The following is an 18,183-nucleotide window of genomic DNA, read 5'->3' as shown; positions in this document are numbered from 1 at the left end:
CGGCCACCGACCACCTCACCACCAACCCGGCGCTGAGCGGCACCGGCCTTGCCAACACCGTGGTGCACTTCACCATCGACGGCAGCCCGATCGCGACGACGACCACCGCCGATGCACAAGGCGCCTGGTCGTTTACGCCGGGCGGGCTGGCCGACGGATTACACACCATCGTCGCAAGCCAGACTGACATCTTCGGCAACACCGGCTCGGCCTCGCTGAGCTTCACCCTCGACACGACGGCACCCGCGGTCGCGATCACCAGCACCGGCGGTTCGACCAACCAGGCCAGCCAGACCATCACCGGCGCGGTGGGCGTCGCCGATGCCGGCGCCACCGTCACCATTCTGGATAATGCCACCGCAATCGGCACCGCCATCGTGCAGGGCAACGGCAGCTGGAGTACCACGCTCACGCTCAGCAACGGCCCGAACTCCCTGACGGCACGGGTCAGCGACGCGGCCGGCAACGTCGCGACCAGCGGCGCGGTGGTCTACACGCTCAGCACGACAGGTCCGACGGTGACCGAGGCCCTGGTTGCCGACACCGGCGCTTCGGCCACCGACCACGTCACCGCCAACCCGACAGTAAATGGCACCGGCCTCGCCAACACCGTGGTGCACTTCACCATCGACGGCAGCCCAATCGCGGCGACCGTGACCACCGATGCGCAAGGGACGTGGTCGTTTACGCCGAGCGGGCTGACTGACGGATTACACACCATCGTGGCGAGCCAGACCGACACTTTTGGCAACACCGGCTCGGCCTCGCTAAACTTCACGCTCGACACCACGGCACCCGCGGTCGCGATCACCAGCGCGGGCGGACCCGTCAACCAGGCGAGCCAGACCATCACCGGCACGGTGGGCGTCGCCGATGCCGGCGCCACCGTCACCATCCTGGACGGCAACACCGCAATCGGCACCGCCATCGTGCAGGGCAACGGGACCTGGAGCGCCACGGTCACGCTCAACAACGGCCTGAACTCGCTGACCGCTCGGGTGAGCGATGCGGCCGGCAATACCGCGACCAGCGGCGCCGTGGTCTACACGCTCAGCACCACCGGTCCGACCGTGACCGAGACCCTGGTCGCCGACACCGGCACGTCGGCCACCGATCACGTCACCGCCAACCCAGCGCTGAGCGGCACCGGCCTCGCCAACACCGTGGTGCACTTCACCATCGACGGCAGCCCGATCGCGGCGACCGTGACCACCGATGCGCAAGGGGGCTGGTCGTTTACGCCGACCGGGCTGGCCGACGGATCACACACCATCGTCGCGAGCCAAACCGACACTTTTGGCAACACCGGCTCGGCCTCGCTGAGCTTCACGTTCGACACGACGGCACCCGCGGTCGCGATCACCAGCGCGGGCGGACCGGTCAACCAGGCCAGCCAGACCATCACCGGCACGGTGGGCGTCGCCGATGCCGGCGCCACCGTCACCATCCTGGACGGCAGCACGACGATCGGCACCGCCATCATGCAGGGCAACGGCAGCTGGAGCACCACGGTCACGCTGAACCAGGGCGGTAACTCCCTGACCGCACGGGTGAGCGATGCGGCCGGCAACACCGCGACCAGCGGCGCCGTGGTCTACACGCTCAGCACCACCGGTCCGACGGTGACCGAGACCCTGGTCGCCGACACCGGCACGTCGGCCACCGACCACGTCACCGCCAACCCGGCGCTGAGCGGCAGCGGCCTCGCCAACACCGTGGTGCATCTGACGATCGATGGTGTTCTCAGCACCGCTACGGCGACCACGGATGCGCAAGGCGCCTGGTCGTTTACGCCGAGCGGGCTGGCCGACGGATTACACACCATTGTCGCAAGCCAGACCGACACTTTTGGCAACACCGGCAGCGCATCGCTGAGCTTCACCCTCGACACCACGGCACCCGCGGTCGCCATCACCAGCGCGGGCGGACCCGTCAACCAGGCCAGCCAGACCATCACCGGCACGGTCGGCGTCGCCGATGCCGGCGCCACCGTCACCATCCTGGACGGCAGCACCGCGATCGGCACCGCCATCGTGCAGGGCAACGGCAGCTGGAGCACAACGGTCACGCTGAACCAGGGTGGCAACTCCCTGACCGCCCGGGTGAGCGATGCGGCCGGCAACATCGCGACCAGCGGCGCGGTGGTCTACACGCTCAGCACCACCGGCCCGACCGTGACCGAGGCCCTGGTCGCCGACACCGGCGCTTCGGCCACCGACCACGTCACCGCCAACCCGGCGTTGAGCGGCAGCGGCCTCGCCAACACCGTGGTGCACTTCACCGTCGACGGCAGCCCGATCGCGGCGACGACCACCACCGATGCGCAAGGGGCGTGGTCGTTTACGCCGAGCGGGCTCGCGGACGGACCGCACACCATCGTCGCGAGCCAAATCGACACTTTTGGCAACACCGGCTCGGCCTCGCTAAACTTCACGCTCGACACGACGGCGCCGACCGTCGCGATCACCAGCGCGGGCGGGCCGGTCAACCAGGCCAGCCAGACCATCACCGGCACGGTGGGCGTCGCCGATGCCGGCGCCACCGTCACCATCCTGGACGGCAGCACCGCAATCGGCACCGCCATCGTGCAAGGGAACGGGACCTGGAGCACCACGATCGCACTCAACAACGGCCTGAACTCGCTGACCGCTCGGGTGAGCGATGCGGCCGGCAATACCGCGACCAGCGGCGCAGTCGTCTACACGCTCAGCACCACCGGCCCGACCGTGACCGAGGCCCTGGTCTCCGACACCGGCACCTCCGCCACCGATCACCTCACCACCAATCCGGCGCTGAGCGGCACCGGCCTCGCCAACACCGTGGTGCATCTGACGATCGATGGTGTTCTCAGCACCGCTACGGCGACCACGGATGCGCAAGGGACGTGGTCATTTACGCCGAGCGGGCTGGCCGACGGATTACACACCATTGTCGCAAGCCAGACCGATACCTTTGGCAACATCGGCTCGGCGTCGCTGAGCTTCACCTTCGACACAACGGCGCCGACCGGCGGTACACCGGACCTGACAGCGGGCTCGGACAGCGGTACCTCGGCTACCGACAACCTCACTTCGGCGACGTCGCCAAGCTTCACGGTGGCGCTGAACCCGGCGGCTGCCATCGGCGATACGGTGCAGCTGTTGCTGGGTGGCTCGCCGCTGGCGCATCCGGTCACGTATGTGATCACGGCAGCCGACATATCGGCCGGAAGTGTCAGCTTGACGGTGACTGCCGGCGATCTCGGCGCCAATGGCGCCAAGCAGGTGACGGCGCGGTTCAGCGATGTCGCCGGCAATAGCTCGACGAGCGCAGCGCTGAGCTTCACGCTCGACACGACGGCACCGACGGTCGCCATCACCAGCGCGGGCGGACCCGTCAACCAGGCGAGCCAGACCATCACCGGCACGGTGGGCGTCGCCGATGCCGGCGCCAGCGTCACCATCCTGGATGGCACCACGACGATCGGTACCGCGGTCGTGCAGGCCAACGGCAGCTGGAGCACCACGGTCACGCTGAACCAGGGCGGCAACTCCCTGACCGCACGGGTCAGCGATGCGGCCGGAAATACCGCGACCAGCGGCGCGGTGGTCTATACGCTCAGCACCACCGGCCCGACCGTGACCGAGACCCTGGTCGCCGACACCGGCACCTCCGCCACCGATCACGTCACCGCCAACCCGGCGCTGAGCGGCAGCGGCCTCGCCAACACCGTGGTGCATCTGACGATCGATGGTGTTCTCAGCACCGCTACGGCGACCACCGATGCGCAAGGGGGCTGGTCGTTTACGCCGAGCGGGCTGGCCGACGGATTGCACACCATCGTCGCGAGCCAGACCGACACTTTTGGCAACACCGGCTCGGCCTCGCTGAGCTTCACCCTCGACACCACGGCACCGACCGGTGGCACGCCAGATCTGACGGCGGGTTCGGATACTGGTTCCTCGAGCACGGACAACATCACCTCGGCGACCTCGCCGAGCTTCACGGTGGCGCTGAACCCGACCGATGCCATTGGCGATACGGTGCGGCTGTTGCTGGGCGGCGCGCCGCTGGCGCATCCGGTCACGCATGTGATCACGGCCGCCGACCTGACGGCAGGCAACGTTAATCTGACGGTGACTGCCGGCGATCTCGGAGCCGATGGCACCAAACAGATCACGGCGCAGTTCAGCGATGTCGCCGGCAACAGTTCGACGAGCGCAGCCCTGAGCTTCACGCTCGACACGACGGCACCCGCGGTCGCCATCACCAGCACCGGCGGACCCGTCAACCAGGCGAGCCAGATCATCACCGGCACGGTGGGCGTCGCCGATGCCGGCGCCAGCGTCACCATCCTGGACGGCAGCACGACGATCGGTACCGCGATCGTGCAGGCCAACGGGACCTGGAGCGCCACGGTCACGCTCAACAATGGCCCGAACTCGCTGACCGCACGGGTGAGCGATGCGGCCGGCAACACCGCAATAAGCGGCGCAGTGGTCTATTCTGTCGGCGTGCCCGGCGCCATTCTCGGCGATGCTGGCGACAACACCCTGACAGGGACCGCCGGGAACGATGCATTCCAAGGCTTCGGCGGTAATGACACATTCAATGGTTTGTCGGGCGTTGATCGAGCGGTCTATGTCGACGCGACCGGGGGCATCACCGCCGATCTGACGGCAGGAACCGTGACGGGGCCGGGTGTCGGCACCGACACTCTGGTCGGTATCGAAGCCATCCAGGGCAGCAACTTTGCCGATCACTACTCGGCGGTCGGTTTCAGCGGCAATTCCGGGGTGCCTGGCACGCCAATTGGCTTCAACGGCTTCGAAGGCATGGGGGGAGATGACATCATCGCCGGCACGGTCAATCCTTCCGGCGAGATTCTGACCCGCATTTCCTATGTCAGTGCGACAGCGGCAGTGGTCGTTGATTTCGCCGCGGGAACGGCGAACGGCGATGCATCAGTCGGCAACGACACCTTCACCAATGCCAATGCGGTCATTGGGTCAGCATTTGGAGACACGCTGCGGGGCAGCGACAATCCGAACGGCACGTTCGAGCAATATGACGCTCGTGCCGGCAACGATCTGATCGATGGCCGCGGCGGCTACGATTTTGCCGTCTACAACAACGACGCCACCACCACCACGGGCATAACCGTCAATCTTGCGGCCGGTACCGTCACTGGCGACGCGACAATCGGGACCGATACGCTGCGTTCAGTGGAAGCCGTCCGCGGCACCAACTTCACCGATACTTACGATGCCACTGGTTTCAGCGCCACCAGCACCAATGCCGGATCGAGCGGCACCTTCAACAATTTCGAAGGCATGGGCGGCAACGATGGCATCATCGGCAACGGCAACACCCGACTCCAGTATACGCAATCAACCGCCGGCGTGACTGTCGATTTCCTCGCGGGCACTGCAACCGGCGATGCCTCCGTGGGTACCGATACATTCACCGGCGTCAACGCCGTCATGGGCTCGATGTTTGCCGACACCTTTTCTGGAAGCGGCGCCAATGAGAACTTCATGGGCCTTGCCGGCGATGATTTCATCGACGGAAAAGGCGGCTTCGACACGGCGCAATATGCCAACCTGACCTTCACGACGGGGTGGATCAGCGTTCACCTTGCCGCTGGAACGGTGACCGGAGATGCCTCGAGCGGCACCGACACCTTGCGTTCAATCGAAGGCATTCAGGGCACTAATTTTACCGACACTTATGACGCGACTAACTTCGGCGTCACCGGCGCTATCGATCCCGCGACCGGCCTTCCTTATACCAATGTCGGCAACAATGGCACCTTCAATCAATTCGAGGGAATGGGCGGTAACGACATCATCACCGGCAACGGCAACACTCGTCTGATCTACACCAATGCAACCGGCCCCGTGACGATCACTTTCGCTCTCAACGGCTGGACCAGCACCACCAGCGGCGCGTCGGGTACCGTAACCGGTGATGGGTCCGTAGGCACCGACACCTTCTCCGGTGTCGGCTCGGTGTCGGGGTCGTCATTTGCCGACACCATCACCGGCTCGAACAATCCAAACAACACCTCGGAGGAATTTGCCGGTCGCGGCGGCAATGACTTCATCGACGGTAAAACTGGTTTCGACAGGGCTTTCTACAACAACGATGGTTCGGCGTCGGGTATTCAAATCGATATGGCTTCGGGCGTCGTGACCGGCGACGCTGCTATCGGAACGGACACCCTCCGATCCATCGAAGCGATCCGCGGAACCGGCTTCGCCGACACTTATGTCGCGACCAATTTCGGCGTCTCCGGCGCAAATGTCGGCGATTTCGGTACCCTCAACGAGTTTGAGGGAATGGCCGGCAATGACACGATCACCGGCAACGGCAATACCCGCATCGCATACTACAATGCTCTCGATGGGGTGACCGTCGACCTCGCCGCCGGCAACTCCCACGGGACTGCCTCCGGTGACCTCGCAGGTGTCGGGACAGACACGTTCACCGGCGTGAATGCCGCCCGCGGTTCAGCTTTCGCTGACGTCATTCTCGGCGACGCCAATGCCAATGCCCTCGACGGCAGGGACGGCAATGATCGGATCGACGGCCGCGGTGGCGCCGATACCTTGACCGGCGGGAACGGCGCCGACACCTTTGTCTACGCCGATGGTGACGGAGCAGACACCATCACGGACTTTAACCGTACCCAAGGCGACACGATCGATCTGACAGGGTTGTCAGGCTTCTTCACGCTCGCAGATGTTCAATCGAAGGCAACGGTGAGCGGCGGCAACACCATCATCGATGTCGGAAGCGGGAATACTCTGACGCTGATAGGTGTAACAAGCCTCCAGCAGAGCGACTTCATCTTTCCCAACGCCACCAACGGCACCTCGGGCTCGGATGTGCTGCTCGGAACGAGTCAAGCGGATGCAATTTCCGGCCTCGCCGGAAATGATCGGCTTCAGGGATTCGGCGGCAACGATCTGCTCGATGGCGGGGCCGATTTTGACCGCGCTGTCTACACCGATGCCACGGGCGGGATCTCCGTGAACCTTGCGGCGGGAACGGTATCCGGACCGGGAGTGGGTACCGATACGCTCGTTGCGATCGAAGCCGTGGTTGGCAGTGATTTTGCGGACACCTTCAATGCGACCGGTTTCGCCGGGGTCACCGGTACGCCCGGTACGCCGATCGGGTTCAACGAGTTCGAGGGCCGCGGTGGCAACGACACCATTCTGAGTGACGTGAATCCTTTAGGCGCGGCTCTGACGCGGGCTTCCTATGTGGGCGCCACTGCCGGTGTGACTGTCGACATCGCAGCCGGAACGGCGGATGGAGATGGATCCGTTGGTCACGACACGTTTGTTGGCTCTGGAATTCTTGCCGTCTGGGGCTCTTCGTTCGCCGATACTCTTTTCGGAAGCAACAATGGATTCGGTACGATCGAGGTATTTGCGGGGTTCGCTGGCAACGACGTGATCGACGGCCGCGGCGGCTTCGACCGCGTCGACTATAATAACGATCCGACCACCACGTCAGGTATCACGGTTAGTCTCGCGGCAGGCACCCTGACGGGGGATGCCACGGTTGGTTCTGATACACTTGTGTCGATCGAAGCGGCGCGTGGCACCAATTTTGCCGATACCTACAACGCCGTTGGATTTGGCAGCACCAGCACGAACTCCGGCTCCCTCGGGACCTTCAATGAGTTCACCGGCGAAGGCGGCAACGACATCATCAACGGCAACGGCAACACGCGCCTCGGATTCAACAATGCGACTGCAGGCGTCGTGGTGGATATAGCAGCCGGCACGGCTACCGGGGACGTCTCGGTCGGAAGCGATACGTTCACGGGCGTCAATGCCGTCATGGGCACGATGTTCGCCGATTCCTTGTCGGGAAGCGGCATCAACGAGATATTTACCGGGCTTGGCGGCAACGACACGATTGACGGTCGCGGCGGCTTCGATACCGCCAGCTACAACAACATCTATCTTTCGACCGGCAGTGTCACCATTGACATGGCGTCCGGCACGGCCACGGGCGACTCCTCGATCGGTACGGACACGCTGCGTTCGATCGAAGCCATCCAGGGAACCGTCCTTGCCGACACCTATGTGGCAACGGGATACGGCCTCGCAGGCGCTCTTAACGTCGGCAACAACGGCAGCTTCAACCAGTTCGAGGGACTTGGTGGTGACGATGCCATTACCGGCAACGGCAACACGCGTTTGATCTACACCAATGCAACCGGTCCCGTGACGATCACGTTTGGCCTCAATAGCTGGACCAGCACCACCAGCGGCGCGTCGGGTACCGTAACCGGCGATGCGTCGGTAGGCACCGACAGCTTCTCGGGCGTTAGTTCGGTGTCAGGGTCCTCATTCGCCGATACCATCACCGGCTCCAACAATCCCAATGGTACAGCGGAAGATTTTGCCGGTCGCGGCGGCAATGACTTCATCGACGGCAAAACTGGCTTCGACAGGGCGTTCTACAACAATGACGGTTCGGTTTCAGGTATTCAAGTCGATATGGCGTCAGGCGTGGTGGCCGGCGACGCTTCCATCGGAACGGATACCCTCCGATCTATTGAAGCGATCCGCGGGACCAATTTCGACGATACATATGTCGCAACCAACTTTGGCACCTCAGGTGCAAATGCCGGCGACTTCGGCACCCTCAACGAGTTCGAGGGAATGGACGGCAATGACGCCATTACCGGCAACGGCAACACGCGCATTGCATTCTACAATGCGCTGGATGGGGTGACTGTCGATCTAGCCGCCGGCAACTCCCATGGGACGGCCTCCGGTGACCTCGCCGGCACCGGGACAGATACCTTCACCGGCGTGAATGCCGTCCGTGGGTCATCCTTTGCTGACTTCATTTTTGGCGATGCCGGCAGCAACACGCTGGATGGGCAAGCAGGAAATGACGTGATCCAGGGCCGAGGAGGTGCCGACACGTTAATAGGAGGAGCGGGAAGCGACCAATTCGTCTTCACTGCGATTTCTGATTCGACGATTGCAAATCACGATACGATCAGCGATTTCGTTCATGGTGCAGACATCATCGACACCTCGGCGATCGCGGGGGTGACGAGTGCCCAAGGCTTGCTAAGCGGGAGCGCCCAAGTCGCCGCGCACAGTATCGGGTGGATTCAGAGCGGCGCAAATACGATTGTCTACGTCAACAACTCGACCACAGCGCAGAATCAAGGGTCGGCGGATATGGAAATTGTCTTGACCAATGTAACCGCGAATATACTGACCAGTCAGGATTTTCTCCTCCACATCTAACGGATGCGGCTGACAACCAAATTCGTTGCGATCAGCGCAGCCTCCGCGCTGCTGTGCGCAGCCGCTGCGATCTGGATATTGCGATCCGGCGAACCGGCGCGCGCAACGGCGGCATCCGGCGAGGTCCGTCCGGTGTGGACGGAAACCGACTGGCCTTTCGCCGCAGATCCCTGGGGCAAAGGAAAAGCGTTCCGCTGCAAGGCCGACGATTGCGGCGGCGAGGTCCAGCTCTGCGTTCGCGCCAAGCTCGGCTTCTGCAATTGCGCCACCGGCGTCGCTGACGATGGCGATCTCGAGCAAATGGGCGACCTGGCGCTGATTGGCAAGGCAACGCCGCTCGGTGCCGGCCGAGAGATCATCGTCGGTCCGATGCGCGGCCGCAGTCGGGCCTATCGTCTTGAAGGAAGTCGCAACGCCGCGCTCTCACTCGCCTTCAATCAACGCTGCGACATGGTGGCAGCGACGGCTTTGGTTGGACCGGGCGCGCCCGCGTCACTGGAGCCGGCGGTGCTGGCGTTCCTCAATGGCGACCGCATGTTGAAATGGGCCGAGATCGCGCTTGGCTTATAACTCAGAGCGATTCGGCTTCCGTCCTTCGCAGAGCCGACGACCTTCTCGATGCGCGCACCGAGCGCGCTGCGGTCAGCGGAGCCGACCATTCCGGCAGCGTCACTGCTGTACGCCACATCTTTGACCGGCAAATCCGCAGGTGCGTAGTTCTTGGTGGAAGCAGAGGCGCTCGTTTCGTCGTCCAGGGAGAATAGTGTCTTGGCCGCGCCACCAAGATCGTTTGCCGGCACCCAAGATGAGAATGTCATGGTCCCCTCCGAAGCGTCCGCTGACTGCCTCGCACGCTTGAACGAATGGAAGGACGAGAACGGAAAGAACCCTTGTCGCAACCGAAACAATAAAGCTCCGGAGCGATGGTGGCTCATCCTCTTCCAGGCGACGAGCGATCTTGTTGATCGGGTGTCGGCGAACCAGTTCTCCCCGACGGCTTCGGCGGGGGAATCGGCCTGCGTGAGGGCAAGACAACCATAACAAACAGAACGTTGATCAGGAGCCATATCCCAAGAATAAGAAGGACAGTACGCACGATAAACGACCATCGTTTGATTGAAATCTGCCGAACTTACCTCCTGCCTCATATCTAGGATGCAGCCGGCACCATACCGCGTCGCAAAAAGGGAGCCGCCGTAGCGCAGCCCCGATAAAAACGGCCTCGACATCCACCCTACCAAGACGCCGAGGCCGTCAGGCCCTGAGCGCGTTGGCGGCGCTCGGAGCGGTCACAGCCTAGTCCGGCGCAAAACTCGGGTCTGTGCGGTTTCGAACATTCATGCACGTTGACGGCGCCGTGTTCCAACAGACACGGATGGCTGGGCCTTGCGGCCTGTGGCCAACCGCTGGCACCGGATCGATCGGCGGCGGCTAGGACGGGATGACCGGGCCGGTCCGCGAAACGCCGGTCCAGCTCCTCAGGCGGCACCGTCCGAATCTGCTGCCGAAGACCCTGACTTGGTCCAACCGGCGCGATGGCTACATATCGCACGGTGAATAGCGACTAATTGGCAATTAAGAAGAACCAATAGCGCGTTTCGGTAGTTGACTCATGCGCGATCCGAACAACGGGCTTATTGTTCGCGCCGAGCACTAGTCTAGAACCCCGGGCCGAAACAACATGAAGGACCTCAGGCGACGATTAGAGAAGCTCCGCTCTGACGCCAGAGAATTCGACCTGATGAGTCAGCGGGCAACGGACGTAGAAAAGCGCGAGCTGTTTAAGCGCTTGGCGGATGAACTTGCCATAGAAGCTCTTGAGCTTGAGCAGCTCGTGAAACAAAAAGGGCAATCGGATCCCAGCGACCAGCATGAGGTCGTGGAATTGATCCGTCCCGAGCGGAAGCGCGGCTGACACGGAAAAGAGGCCAAGCCGTCGGCTTGTCTTCCTTATCCGCCCCGCGCACATAACGATTTTTGAGCATAGCTCCGTCGAATCGGCGGTTGCTGCGCCGCCGGCGCTGGCGCCCGACTTCGTGCCCTCCATCAATATCCCCCGCGACCGGCTTCGGATGACTCGGCGCGATCACCATCTTCGGTGCTGTTCTCGCGTCTGAGCTGAGGCAGAGCGGAAAACGACAGCGCCAGGCCCAGAGCGGAAGAGGACTGCTGCTGCCGCCGTTGGCACAGCGAAAGAGTCCGCGCATCACGCGGCACGGGCTGCGCGCCGTAGCATCATCAGCGAAATCGCATGCGAGAGTAGGCCAGTCCACGAAGTCTAATGCTGTCTCTGTTCCAGCTCTTTGAGCAAGGCGTGGAGAAACGCGCTGGCATGGTCGTGATTTGCATTGTCGTCCGCCACGCCACGCGCGCAGGGACTGAGCACGCTGCCGACAATTTCCGGTCCAGGCGCCTCAATGCGCTCTGACCAATGATCGAGGAGATCATCGGAAGTGTCTCGGGCGGACGTAAGTAGCTTCAGCAGCCGAGGTGCACGATCGTGCTGCTTGCCAGGTCGGTCTGCGCATGCATAGAGCGCGAACAAGCTTCGGAAATCATCGCGGGATATTTTACGACTCTCATTTTGTCTGACAGCCAAATGTGGCGCGGGCGCAACACTTCGCTACCTCGCCTGGTCTTGCAGAATGGTCGCCATCCTGGCTTTGAGGCTCGTGGGTCCTCGGTCCCAAATCGGATCGCCATAAATCAACCTGAAGAAGCCGAAGGATGGACGAGACGCCACCGCAGCTCTGGTTCGGCATCCGTATAATTACGGGCGGTGCTCGTCTTGCGTTGGGCTGTGGTTTGCGCAACAGCAACGCGCATCACACCGAATTCGGGACACGCGAAATGGTTCATTAGCTTTCCTGTGGCTAGCTGGGAGCGTGCCGATTACCGCCGATTGCGGCACATTGGAATGGGAATGCCGGCCCTGGCTGTTTTGCCCCATCCTGCAGCTGGGGCCGTTTTGAACTTTCGCAGCATCGTTCAAACCCGGTCCGCAACCATGCTTAGAGGCATTGCTATCGCGCTATTTGGAATGGGCATCTTCTCGCAGCTTGATCGCGCGCTGTTCTATGGCCGCCATACTGACGCCGCGCTCAGGCTGATGCGGGAGATCGGCCGAGGCTTTGGACTGTAGCACCTGCCACATTGTGGAGCGCGGTCGAGGCGGTCCACGGAGCGCGATGGTGCGGTATTTCTCTGGTGTGTGCGGCGTTCAGCAGGCGCCCGACGGCTCTAATCTCAGTTGATGATGCGGCTCCCAGCCGCCGGCATGCCGGGATACGGGCGAATGTTCGGTGTGCCCGCCAATTCGCTTTGATCAATCCGGACGAAGGCGTGTAGTACGGCGCATTCGTCTTCGGATCAGGCGGGCGCCCACGCTAGTGATCAATTGCCGCCCGGCTGGCGGCGTGAGCACGCCAGTGCTGCTTTTTTCAAAGATGTTTGAATGCGGTGAAGTGAGTGCGCCGTTTTGTCAGCGATAGCGAACAAAGGACGCAGCGTTCAAACATGACGACCGCCGTGCATCGTCGAACGATGGCACTCGATCACAGGCTTCTTTAGGGTTGTTCGATCAAGGGAGAGTTGCACCGCCCATCGCAACGCCACGGCCGACGCGACGGACTCGTCGCCTCATCGGTGATGGAGATGCTTCTATTTTCTGAGCGAAGCTTCCGCTTCCTCGTCACGCCGCAGCAAGCTATCGTGCAAGTGGTTCAGTCCCGAAACTCCAACGAGAGATAGGCCTTTGTCGCACACAGCGACATGGTCCAGGTCCAAATCCGGCTTTCGGAGCGCCTATCTTCGTCGTACGATGCATTCCCCCAAGTTCGGGGTGAACACGAGATGGCGCGAATTCCTTGGGGTGCAACGGTGCCCTGTTCGTCCCACTGGTTCTGACGCAATCCGCGGGGATTGAACAGCAAGTCGGCCAGCTCGATCGCACGTGCCGTCTCTTAGTCCGCAGCAGACTGCTGTGATCAATTGGACCTGAGTGCATCTGCCCGTATCCATCTAGCGATCTTAGATCCAGAGATCAAAAGTCAGTTTCGATAGACGAAGCATTTGCCTAGTCCAGGACGTGGACGATGTCCAATCCTCGATCATTAGCTCCCGCGACAAATTCTAGCCGAGGTGTCAGCTACGTCGGTAGTCTGGTCGCAATCGGCGCCATCTATCTCGTCTTGGCCAAAGGTGGGCTTGCTCTCGCGTCCATTCATCCCAGTTCAACGCCAATTTGGCCGCCGACAGGTGTCGCGCTGGCGGCGGTGCTGTTGGGGGGATATCAGACCTGGCCAGCAATTTTTGCGGCAGCGTTGATCGCAAATGCGACGACGGCGGGCTCGGTTGCTACCGCAATCGCGATTGCGGCCGGTAACGCTCTTGAAGCGGTTGTAGGCGCTTATCTCATTAATCGGTGGTCGAGCGGATGTAACACGTTTTCAACCCCCGATTCTGTCGCAAAGTTTGCGGTGATCTGCGTCGTCATCGCGACGCCGATTAGCGCCAGCATTGGGCTGACCAGTCTGACAATCTTCGGGTACATCGAACAGAAGAGTTTCGCCGACGCGTGGATCACCTGGTGGCTGGGAGATGTGACAGGCGCACTGGTCATTACTCCCGTTATCGTGCTTTGGGCATCAAGCCGCTATCATGACTTCGAACGCCATGCGCTTCAGGAGACGGTCGGCGTCCTCACGACAGCGGCGGTTGTTGGACTCATTGCTTTCAGCCCTTTGATCGAGCAAACGCCCGGCCGAGATCCACTGGGTTTTCTGGCGATCTTGCCAATGTTGTGGGCGGCGCTGCGCCGCGGTCCTCGCGATACCGCGACGGTCGCCCTGATGCTTGCGGGCATCACGATCTGGGGCACGCTCACGGGCGGCGGCCCGTTCACAACCACGGACCTTAACGCATCGTTCCTGCTGGTGTTGATGTTCTTGATCAGCATTACCGTTCCAAGCTTGTTGCTGAGCGCCGATGTCGAGGTACGCAAGAAAGCGGAGGAGCGTCTGCGCCGCGCGCGCGCCGAACTCGAGCAGAAGGTCGCAGAGCGAACGCAAGAGCTGGAGCTCGCCAGTGCCGCAAAATCACGCTTTTTTGCCATGGCAAGCCATGATTTGCGGCAACCGTTACATGCATTAGGGCTGTTTGTTGCCCAGCTGCGCACGCCGCTCGAACCGGGGGAGAGGGCGAGGACGATCGAGCGGGTCGACGCAACGCGCAAGGAAATGGACGAAATGTTCAATTCGCTGCTGGACATTTCGAGAATCGATGCCGGGATGCTGAACCCTTACATTACCGAATTCCCGATCGGGCGCCTGTTGCAGAAAAGCGAGACGGCGTTTGATCAGGCGACGCGTGAAAAAGGCTTGCGCTTACGCGTCAGGCCAAGTGAGGCCTGGGTGCGGAGCGACGCCATGCTGCTCGAACGCATACTCCTGAATCTGGTGTCCAATGCTGTACGCTATACGTTGCACGGCGGGATCCTGGTCGGATGCCGTCGGCGCGGTGAAATGCTGCGCATCGAAGTATACGATACCGGTCCCGGCATTCCCGAGGATCAAAAGCAGAATATTTTTGGCGAGTTTTTTCAAGTTCCTGCTCCGGAGCAGAACCGGTCCGGCGGCCTGGGACTCGGCCTTGCCATTGTCGACAGGCTTCGCTTGCTTCTCAACCATCCCATTGAGCTCGCTTCGACTGTGGGTCGCGGTTCGCGATTCACGATCCTGGTTCCGAAGGTCGACGAATGCGTCAGAGCCGCAGCGCCCGCCGACTTACCACACCCCGGTGCTTTTGCAGTCGACGGCAAGGCAATTCTTGTTATTGCCGATACTCCCATCGTGCAGGAGGGAACGGGCGGATTGCTCAGCAAATGGGGATGTTCGGTTCTTGCCGCCGGATCCGACGAAGCCGCACTGGTTCGACTTGCTGAGCGCGAACAACGCCCCGACCTCATCATCTCGGACTATCATCTCGCACGCGGGAAGACCGGAATCAGGGCAATTGAACAAATCAATGCGGCGTTTGGCTCGTCAATTCCTGCCATTCTCATCAGCGGCGATACAGCAGCTGAACCACTGCGGGACGCCAAGGATAGAGGATACGTTTTGCTGCATAAGCCGGTTGACCCAATGCAGCTCCGCGCCGTCATGCACAAGCTGTTTAGGGATCACGATGGTGGGAGAGACGCTGGGGCAGTTTCATGATCCAGATTTCGGCGGCCACTCCCAGCCCATTTTTCCGACCTTTATGATGGCCTCGGTGCGCGTCGCTACGCCGAGCGTCTTGAGAACGACCGTGATGTGATTCTTCACCGTAGGCACTGCCATATTGAGTATCGTGGCAATGACCTTGTTGCTCTTCCCCTTCATCAGGAGCGCAAGCACTTCAATCTGCCGATCGGTCAACCCGAGCCCCTTGAGCGAGTCGGGCGCCACTGGCTTGTTTGCATGCCGTGGGCCCGCTGTCTTCTCCAGTATCTCCAACGGGATGTAAACTCCGCCGGAGAACACCAATTCAATAGCCTTGAGCATCACCTCGCGTTCCGTGGTTTTCGGAATGAAACCCAGCGCGCCGAATTTGAAGGCGCGCCTGACTGTGTCTTGATCATCGGAGGACGAGAGAATGACGACAGCAGTCCTCGCATAGCGATCGCGCAGTTCGCAAAGGACGGAGAAGCCGTCGCGATCAGGCAAATTGATATCAAGCAAAATGAGGCTGATGTCGGGATGCTCCTCGACGATGTGCATGGCCTCTCGGCCGCTCGAAGCTTCGAATATGACGGCTTCTCGCTTTAGTTGCTTGAGGACAGCGTGCAGCGCGGCCCGAATCAATGCGTGATCGTCAACAACAAGCACCTTCATAAAAAAGCTCTCCGTCTTCTGGCCGCCCGGAGATCAATAGAAAATCATACACCCACCTTCGAAATCGTCCATCTTCCATCTCGTCTCAAGCCGGCGGTTCGCCTTCAGGTAAGAAGGGAGCTGACTACGTGAAGCGCGCAGCTCGCGGGCCCCGCAGGACGGACGGTACCTTGGTCATAGGACCTAGGCACCTCTCTGTACCGACCTCCGGCCGATTTACAGGCTGCGGCGCTTGCACGATGATGACGACAGTCAGCCACCTCACCAGAGGGTTGTGCGCAGCCCGGCGATATCATCATTGTCGCAATTGCTGTCGTGGCCGGGTGGGTGTGAAGCAATTCCGGACTGCGGTGCTGTCAGAACCCCGCAGCGTGCTTTTTGTTACATTCAGTTCCTCTCGCTCGTTCCTCTCGAAGCCTGCGCGTACCCTGGACGAGGCAAGCCAATGCAGGATCGGACCGCATCCCCGAAGCTATTTGCGGGCGCTCTGCCGGAGCTCAAAGTCAACAGCCGCGACCTTCGCATTGATGCCTGCCGCGGCATCGCGCTCTGGTGCATCTTTCTTGATCATGTTCCCAATAACATTGGAAGTTGGCTGACGCTACGGAACTACGGCTTCAGCGATGCCGCGGAAGTGTTCATGTTCGTCTCGGGAGTGACCTGCGCGCTGGCCTACGGCAAAGTGCGGAGTTGCGAGGGGTGGACCAGCGTGATCCGCCGGACCCTGCGGCGAAGTTGGGACATCTATGTCGCATTTCTGCTGCTGACGCTCGCCTGCGCCATCTTGGTTCACCTCGCAGGCGGGGACCGTCTTGCTGATGAGAGCAATACGCGGATTCTGTTGGACCAGCCGGGCTCGGCGCTCGCCCACGCAGCGATCCTGCAATACCGTCCGGTCAATACCGACGTATTGCCGATCTTCGTGCTTCTCCACCTCTTTTTCGCGCCGTTGCTGTGGTTGCTGCTCCGAATGCCGAACGTGACGCTTGGTGCCTCGCTGGCGCTTTATGCGCTGGTGCAAATGTTCGGCTGGTCCATGCCGGCGTGGCCGAGCGGCCATTGGGCTTTCAATCCACTGGCCTGGCAGCTATTGGCGGTTCTTGGTGCGTGGATGATAATCGAGGGCGAAAGAGTGCGCCCCTGGCTAACGTCTCGCACGGTGCTCGTGCCTGCCGCTCTCTATCTGATCTTCGGCCTCGTCATCGCATTGAGCTGGAGGGTCAAGCCGTTGGAAGCGTTGATCCCGCAGGGGCTGACCAAATTGGCTTACCCGCCAGACAAATCCAATCTCGCTCCGTTGCGTCTATTGCATTTCTTGGCTCTAGCGGTTGTGGCGGTATGGTTCGTACCCCCCAATCGGCAAGCATTGACGAGTGCGGTGATGCGCGGCGCCATCCTCTGTGGCAAGCACTCGTTGCCAATCTTCTGCCTCGGCGTCCTGCTGACGCTCGCTAGCCTCCTGGCGCTGCTCGACATATCGGAAGGGCTTGCGATGCAGATCACGCTCAGCGTTGGCGGGATCCTCATGATGATCGTGGCAGCGACGCTGCTGAATTTGGTCAAGATCACGCCCAGACGGCAGCCGTCTGTTGCTCTGGCTGCGGGCGTGCCCGTCCAGCCGGACGCCTGGGGCACCGTTGGCTGGCGCCCCTGGGAGGCGTTTCGCCGGGGACTGCGCGAGCTCGGATGGGCCGGCGGCCGGAATCCCGTCATCAATTGCTGGTTCGCGGATAAGCAATCCCACCGGGTGTACCAGGTGTTTGGCCTCGCAGACGGATTATTACGGCCGAAGGCGGATGTCATCGCGGCGTCGCCGAAGCCTGCAGCGACGGCGGCCAGGAATGCAACAGCGCCCATTGCATCGGCGGAATATGGCTTTTGACACATCGGCACGGAAAAGTTCCGGCAGAGCTCGAGCCGCTCTGAGAGATCACCAGGAGGTGAAGGATCGCGTTTCTTCGCAGCGTGAGGCGGAATGTTTCAGCAACGGGAATCGTACGGTTCAGTCGCCATCTTGCGTTCCGCCGTGTTGCTCATGCATC

Annotated in this window: 7 protein-coding genes; 6 read left to right on the top strand and 1 reads right to left on the bottom strand. The window is 61.5% G+C overall.

The genetic code is table 11. The annotated features are described in order from the left end of the window. The 5 genes from GA0061098_RS10095 to GA0061098_RS10075 form a co-directional block, all read left to right on the top strand. Nucleotides 1–9,269: Ig-like domain-containing protein (locus GA0061098_RS10095; protein ID WP_091956188.1), on the top strand; the 9,269-nt coding region annotated here is incomplete at its 5' end. A 3-nt stretch (nucleotides 9,270–9,272) separates the two neighbouring features. After that, nucleotides 9,273–9,839 carry a hypothetical protein gene (locus GA0061098_RS10090; RefSeq protein ID WP_091956187.1) on the top strand — a complete coding sequence of 189 codons (567 nt, stop codon included), beginning with the start codon at nucleotides 9,273–9,275 and terminating at the stop codon, nucleotides 9,837–9,839. A 1,111-nt stretch (nucleotides 9,840–10,950) separates the two neighbouring features. Beyond that, nucleotides 10,951–11,184: a hypothetical protein gene (locus GA0061098_RS10085; protein ID WP_091956186.1), complete on the top strand. Its 234-nt coding sequence runs from the start codon at nucleotides 10,951–10,953 to the stop codon at nucleotides 11,182–11,184. Between the two features lie 1,008 nt (nucleotides 11,185–12,192). Beyond that, entirely contained in the window at nucleotides 12,193–12,411 is a 219-nt protein-coding gene (locus GA0061098_RS10080; protein WP_129590826.1) for a hypothetical protein, read from the top strand. A 952-nt stretch (nucleotides 12,412–13,363) separates the two neighbouring features. Continuing rightward, complete coding sequence (locus tag GA0061098_RS10075; RefSeq protein WP_165637270.1) at nucleotides 13,364–15,484, top strand: MASE1 domain-containing protein; 2,121 nt, start codon at nucleotides 13,364–13,366, stop codon at nucleotides 15,482–15,484. Here GA0061098_RS10075 and GA0061098_RS10070 read toward each other — a convergent pair. Then, nucleotides 15,479–16,141 (bottom strand): response regulator transcription factor, encoded by a 663-nt coding sequence (locus GA0061098_RS10070; protein WP_091956184.1) that lies wholly within the window; start codon nucleotides 16,139–16,141, stop codon nucleotides 15,479–15,481. The two genes, GA0061098_RS10075 and GA0061098_RS10070, sit on opposite strands and share 6 nt — an antisense overlap. A 445-nt stretch (nucleotides 16,142–16,586) precedes the next feature. Between GA0061098_RS10070 and GA0061098_RS10065 the strand changes: the two genes are divergently transcribed. Next, on the top strand, nucleotides 16,587–18,023 hold the full coding sequence (locus tag GA0061098_RS10065) for an OpgC domain-containing protein (RefSeq protein ID WP_091956183.1): 1,437 nt from the start codon (nucleotides 16,587–16,589) through the stop codon (nucleotides 18,021–18,023). Nucleotides 18,024–18,183: the final 160 nt, after the last annotated feature.

Source organism: Bradyrhizobium shewense (genome assembly GCF_900094605.1).
Lineage (GTDB): Bacteria > Pseudomonadota > Alphaproteobacteria > Rhizobiales > Xanthobacteraceae > Bradyrhizobium > Bradyrhizobium shewense.
This window is presented reverse-complemented; position numbering and strand designations above follow the sequence as displayed.

Excerpts from the sequence above, each read along its gene's own strand:
- GA0061098_RS10090 (WP_091956187.1), top strand. The coding sequence starts at position 9,273 with ATGCGGCTGACAACCAAATTCGTTGCGATCAGCGCAGCCTCCGCGCTG.
- GA0061098_RS10085 (WP_091956186.1), top strand. The coding sequence starts at position 10,951 with ATGAAGGACCTCAGGCGACGATTAGAGAAGCTCCGCTCTGACGCCAGA.
- GA0061098_RS10080 (WP_129590826.1), top strand. The coding sequence starts at position 12,193 with ATGCCGGCCCTGGCTGTTTTGCCCCATCCTGCAGCTGGGGCCGTTTTG.
- GA0061098_RS10075 (WP_165637270.1), top strand. The coding sequence starts at position 13,364 with ATGTCCAATCCTCGATCATTAGCTCCCGCGACAAATTCTAGCCGAGGT.
- GA0061098_RS10070 (WP_091956184.1), bottom strand. The coding sequence starts at position 16,141 with ATGAAGGTGCTTGTTGTTGACGATCACGCATTGATTCGGGCCGCGCTG.
- GA0061098_RS10065 (WP_091956183.1), top strand. The coding sequence starts at position 16,587 with ATGCAGGATCGGACCGCATCCCCGAAGCTATTTGCGGGCGCTCTGCCG.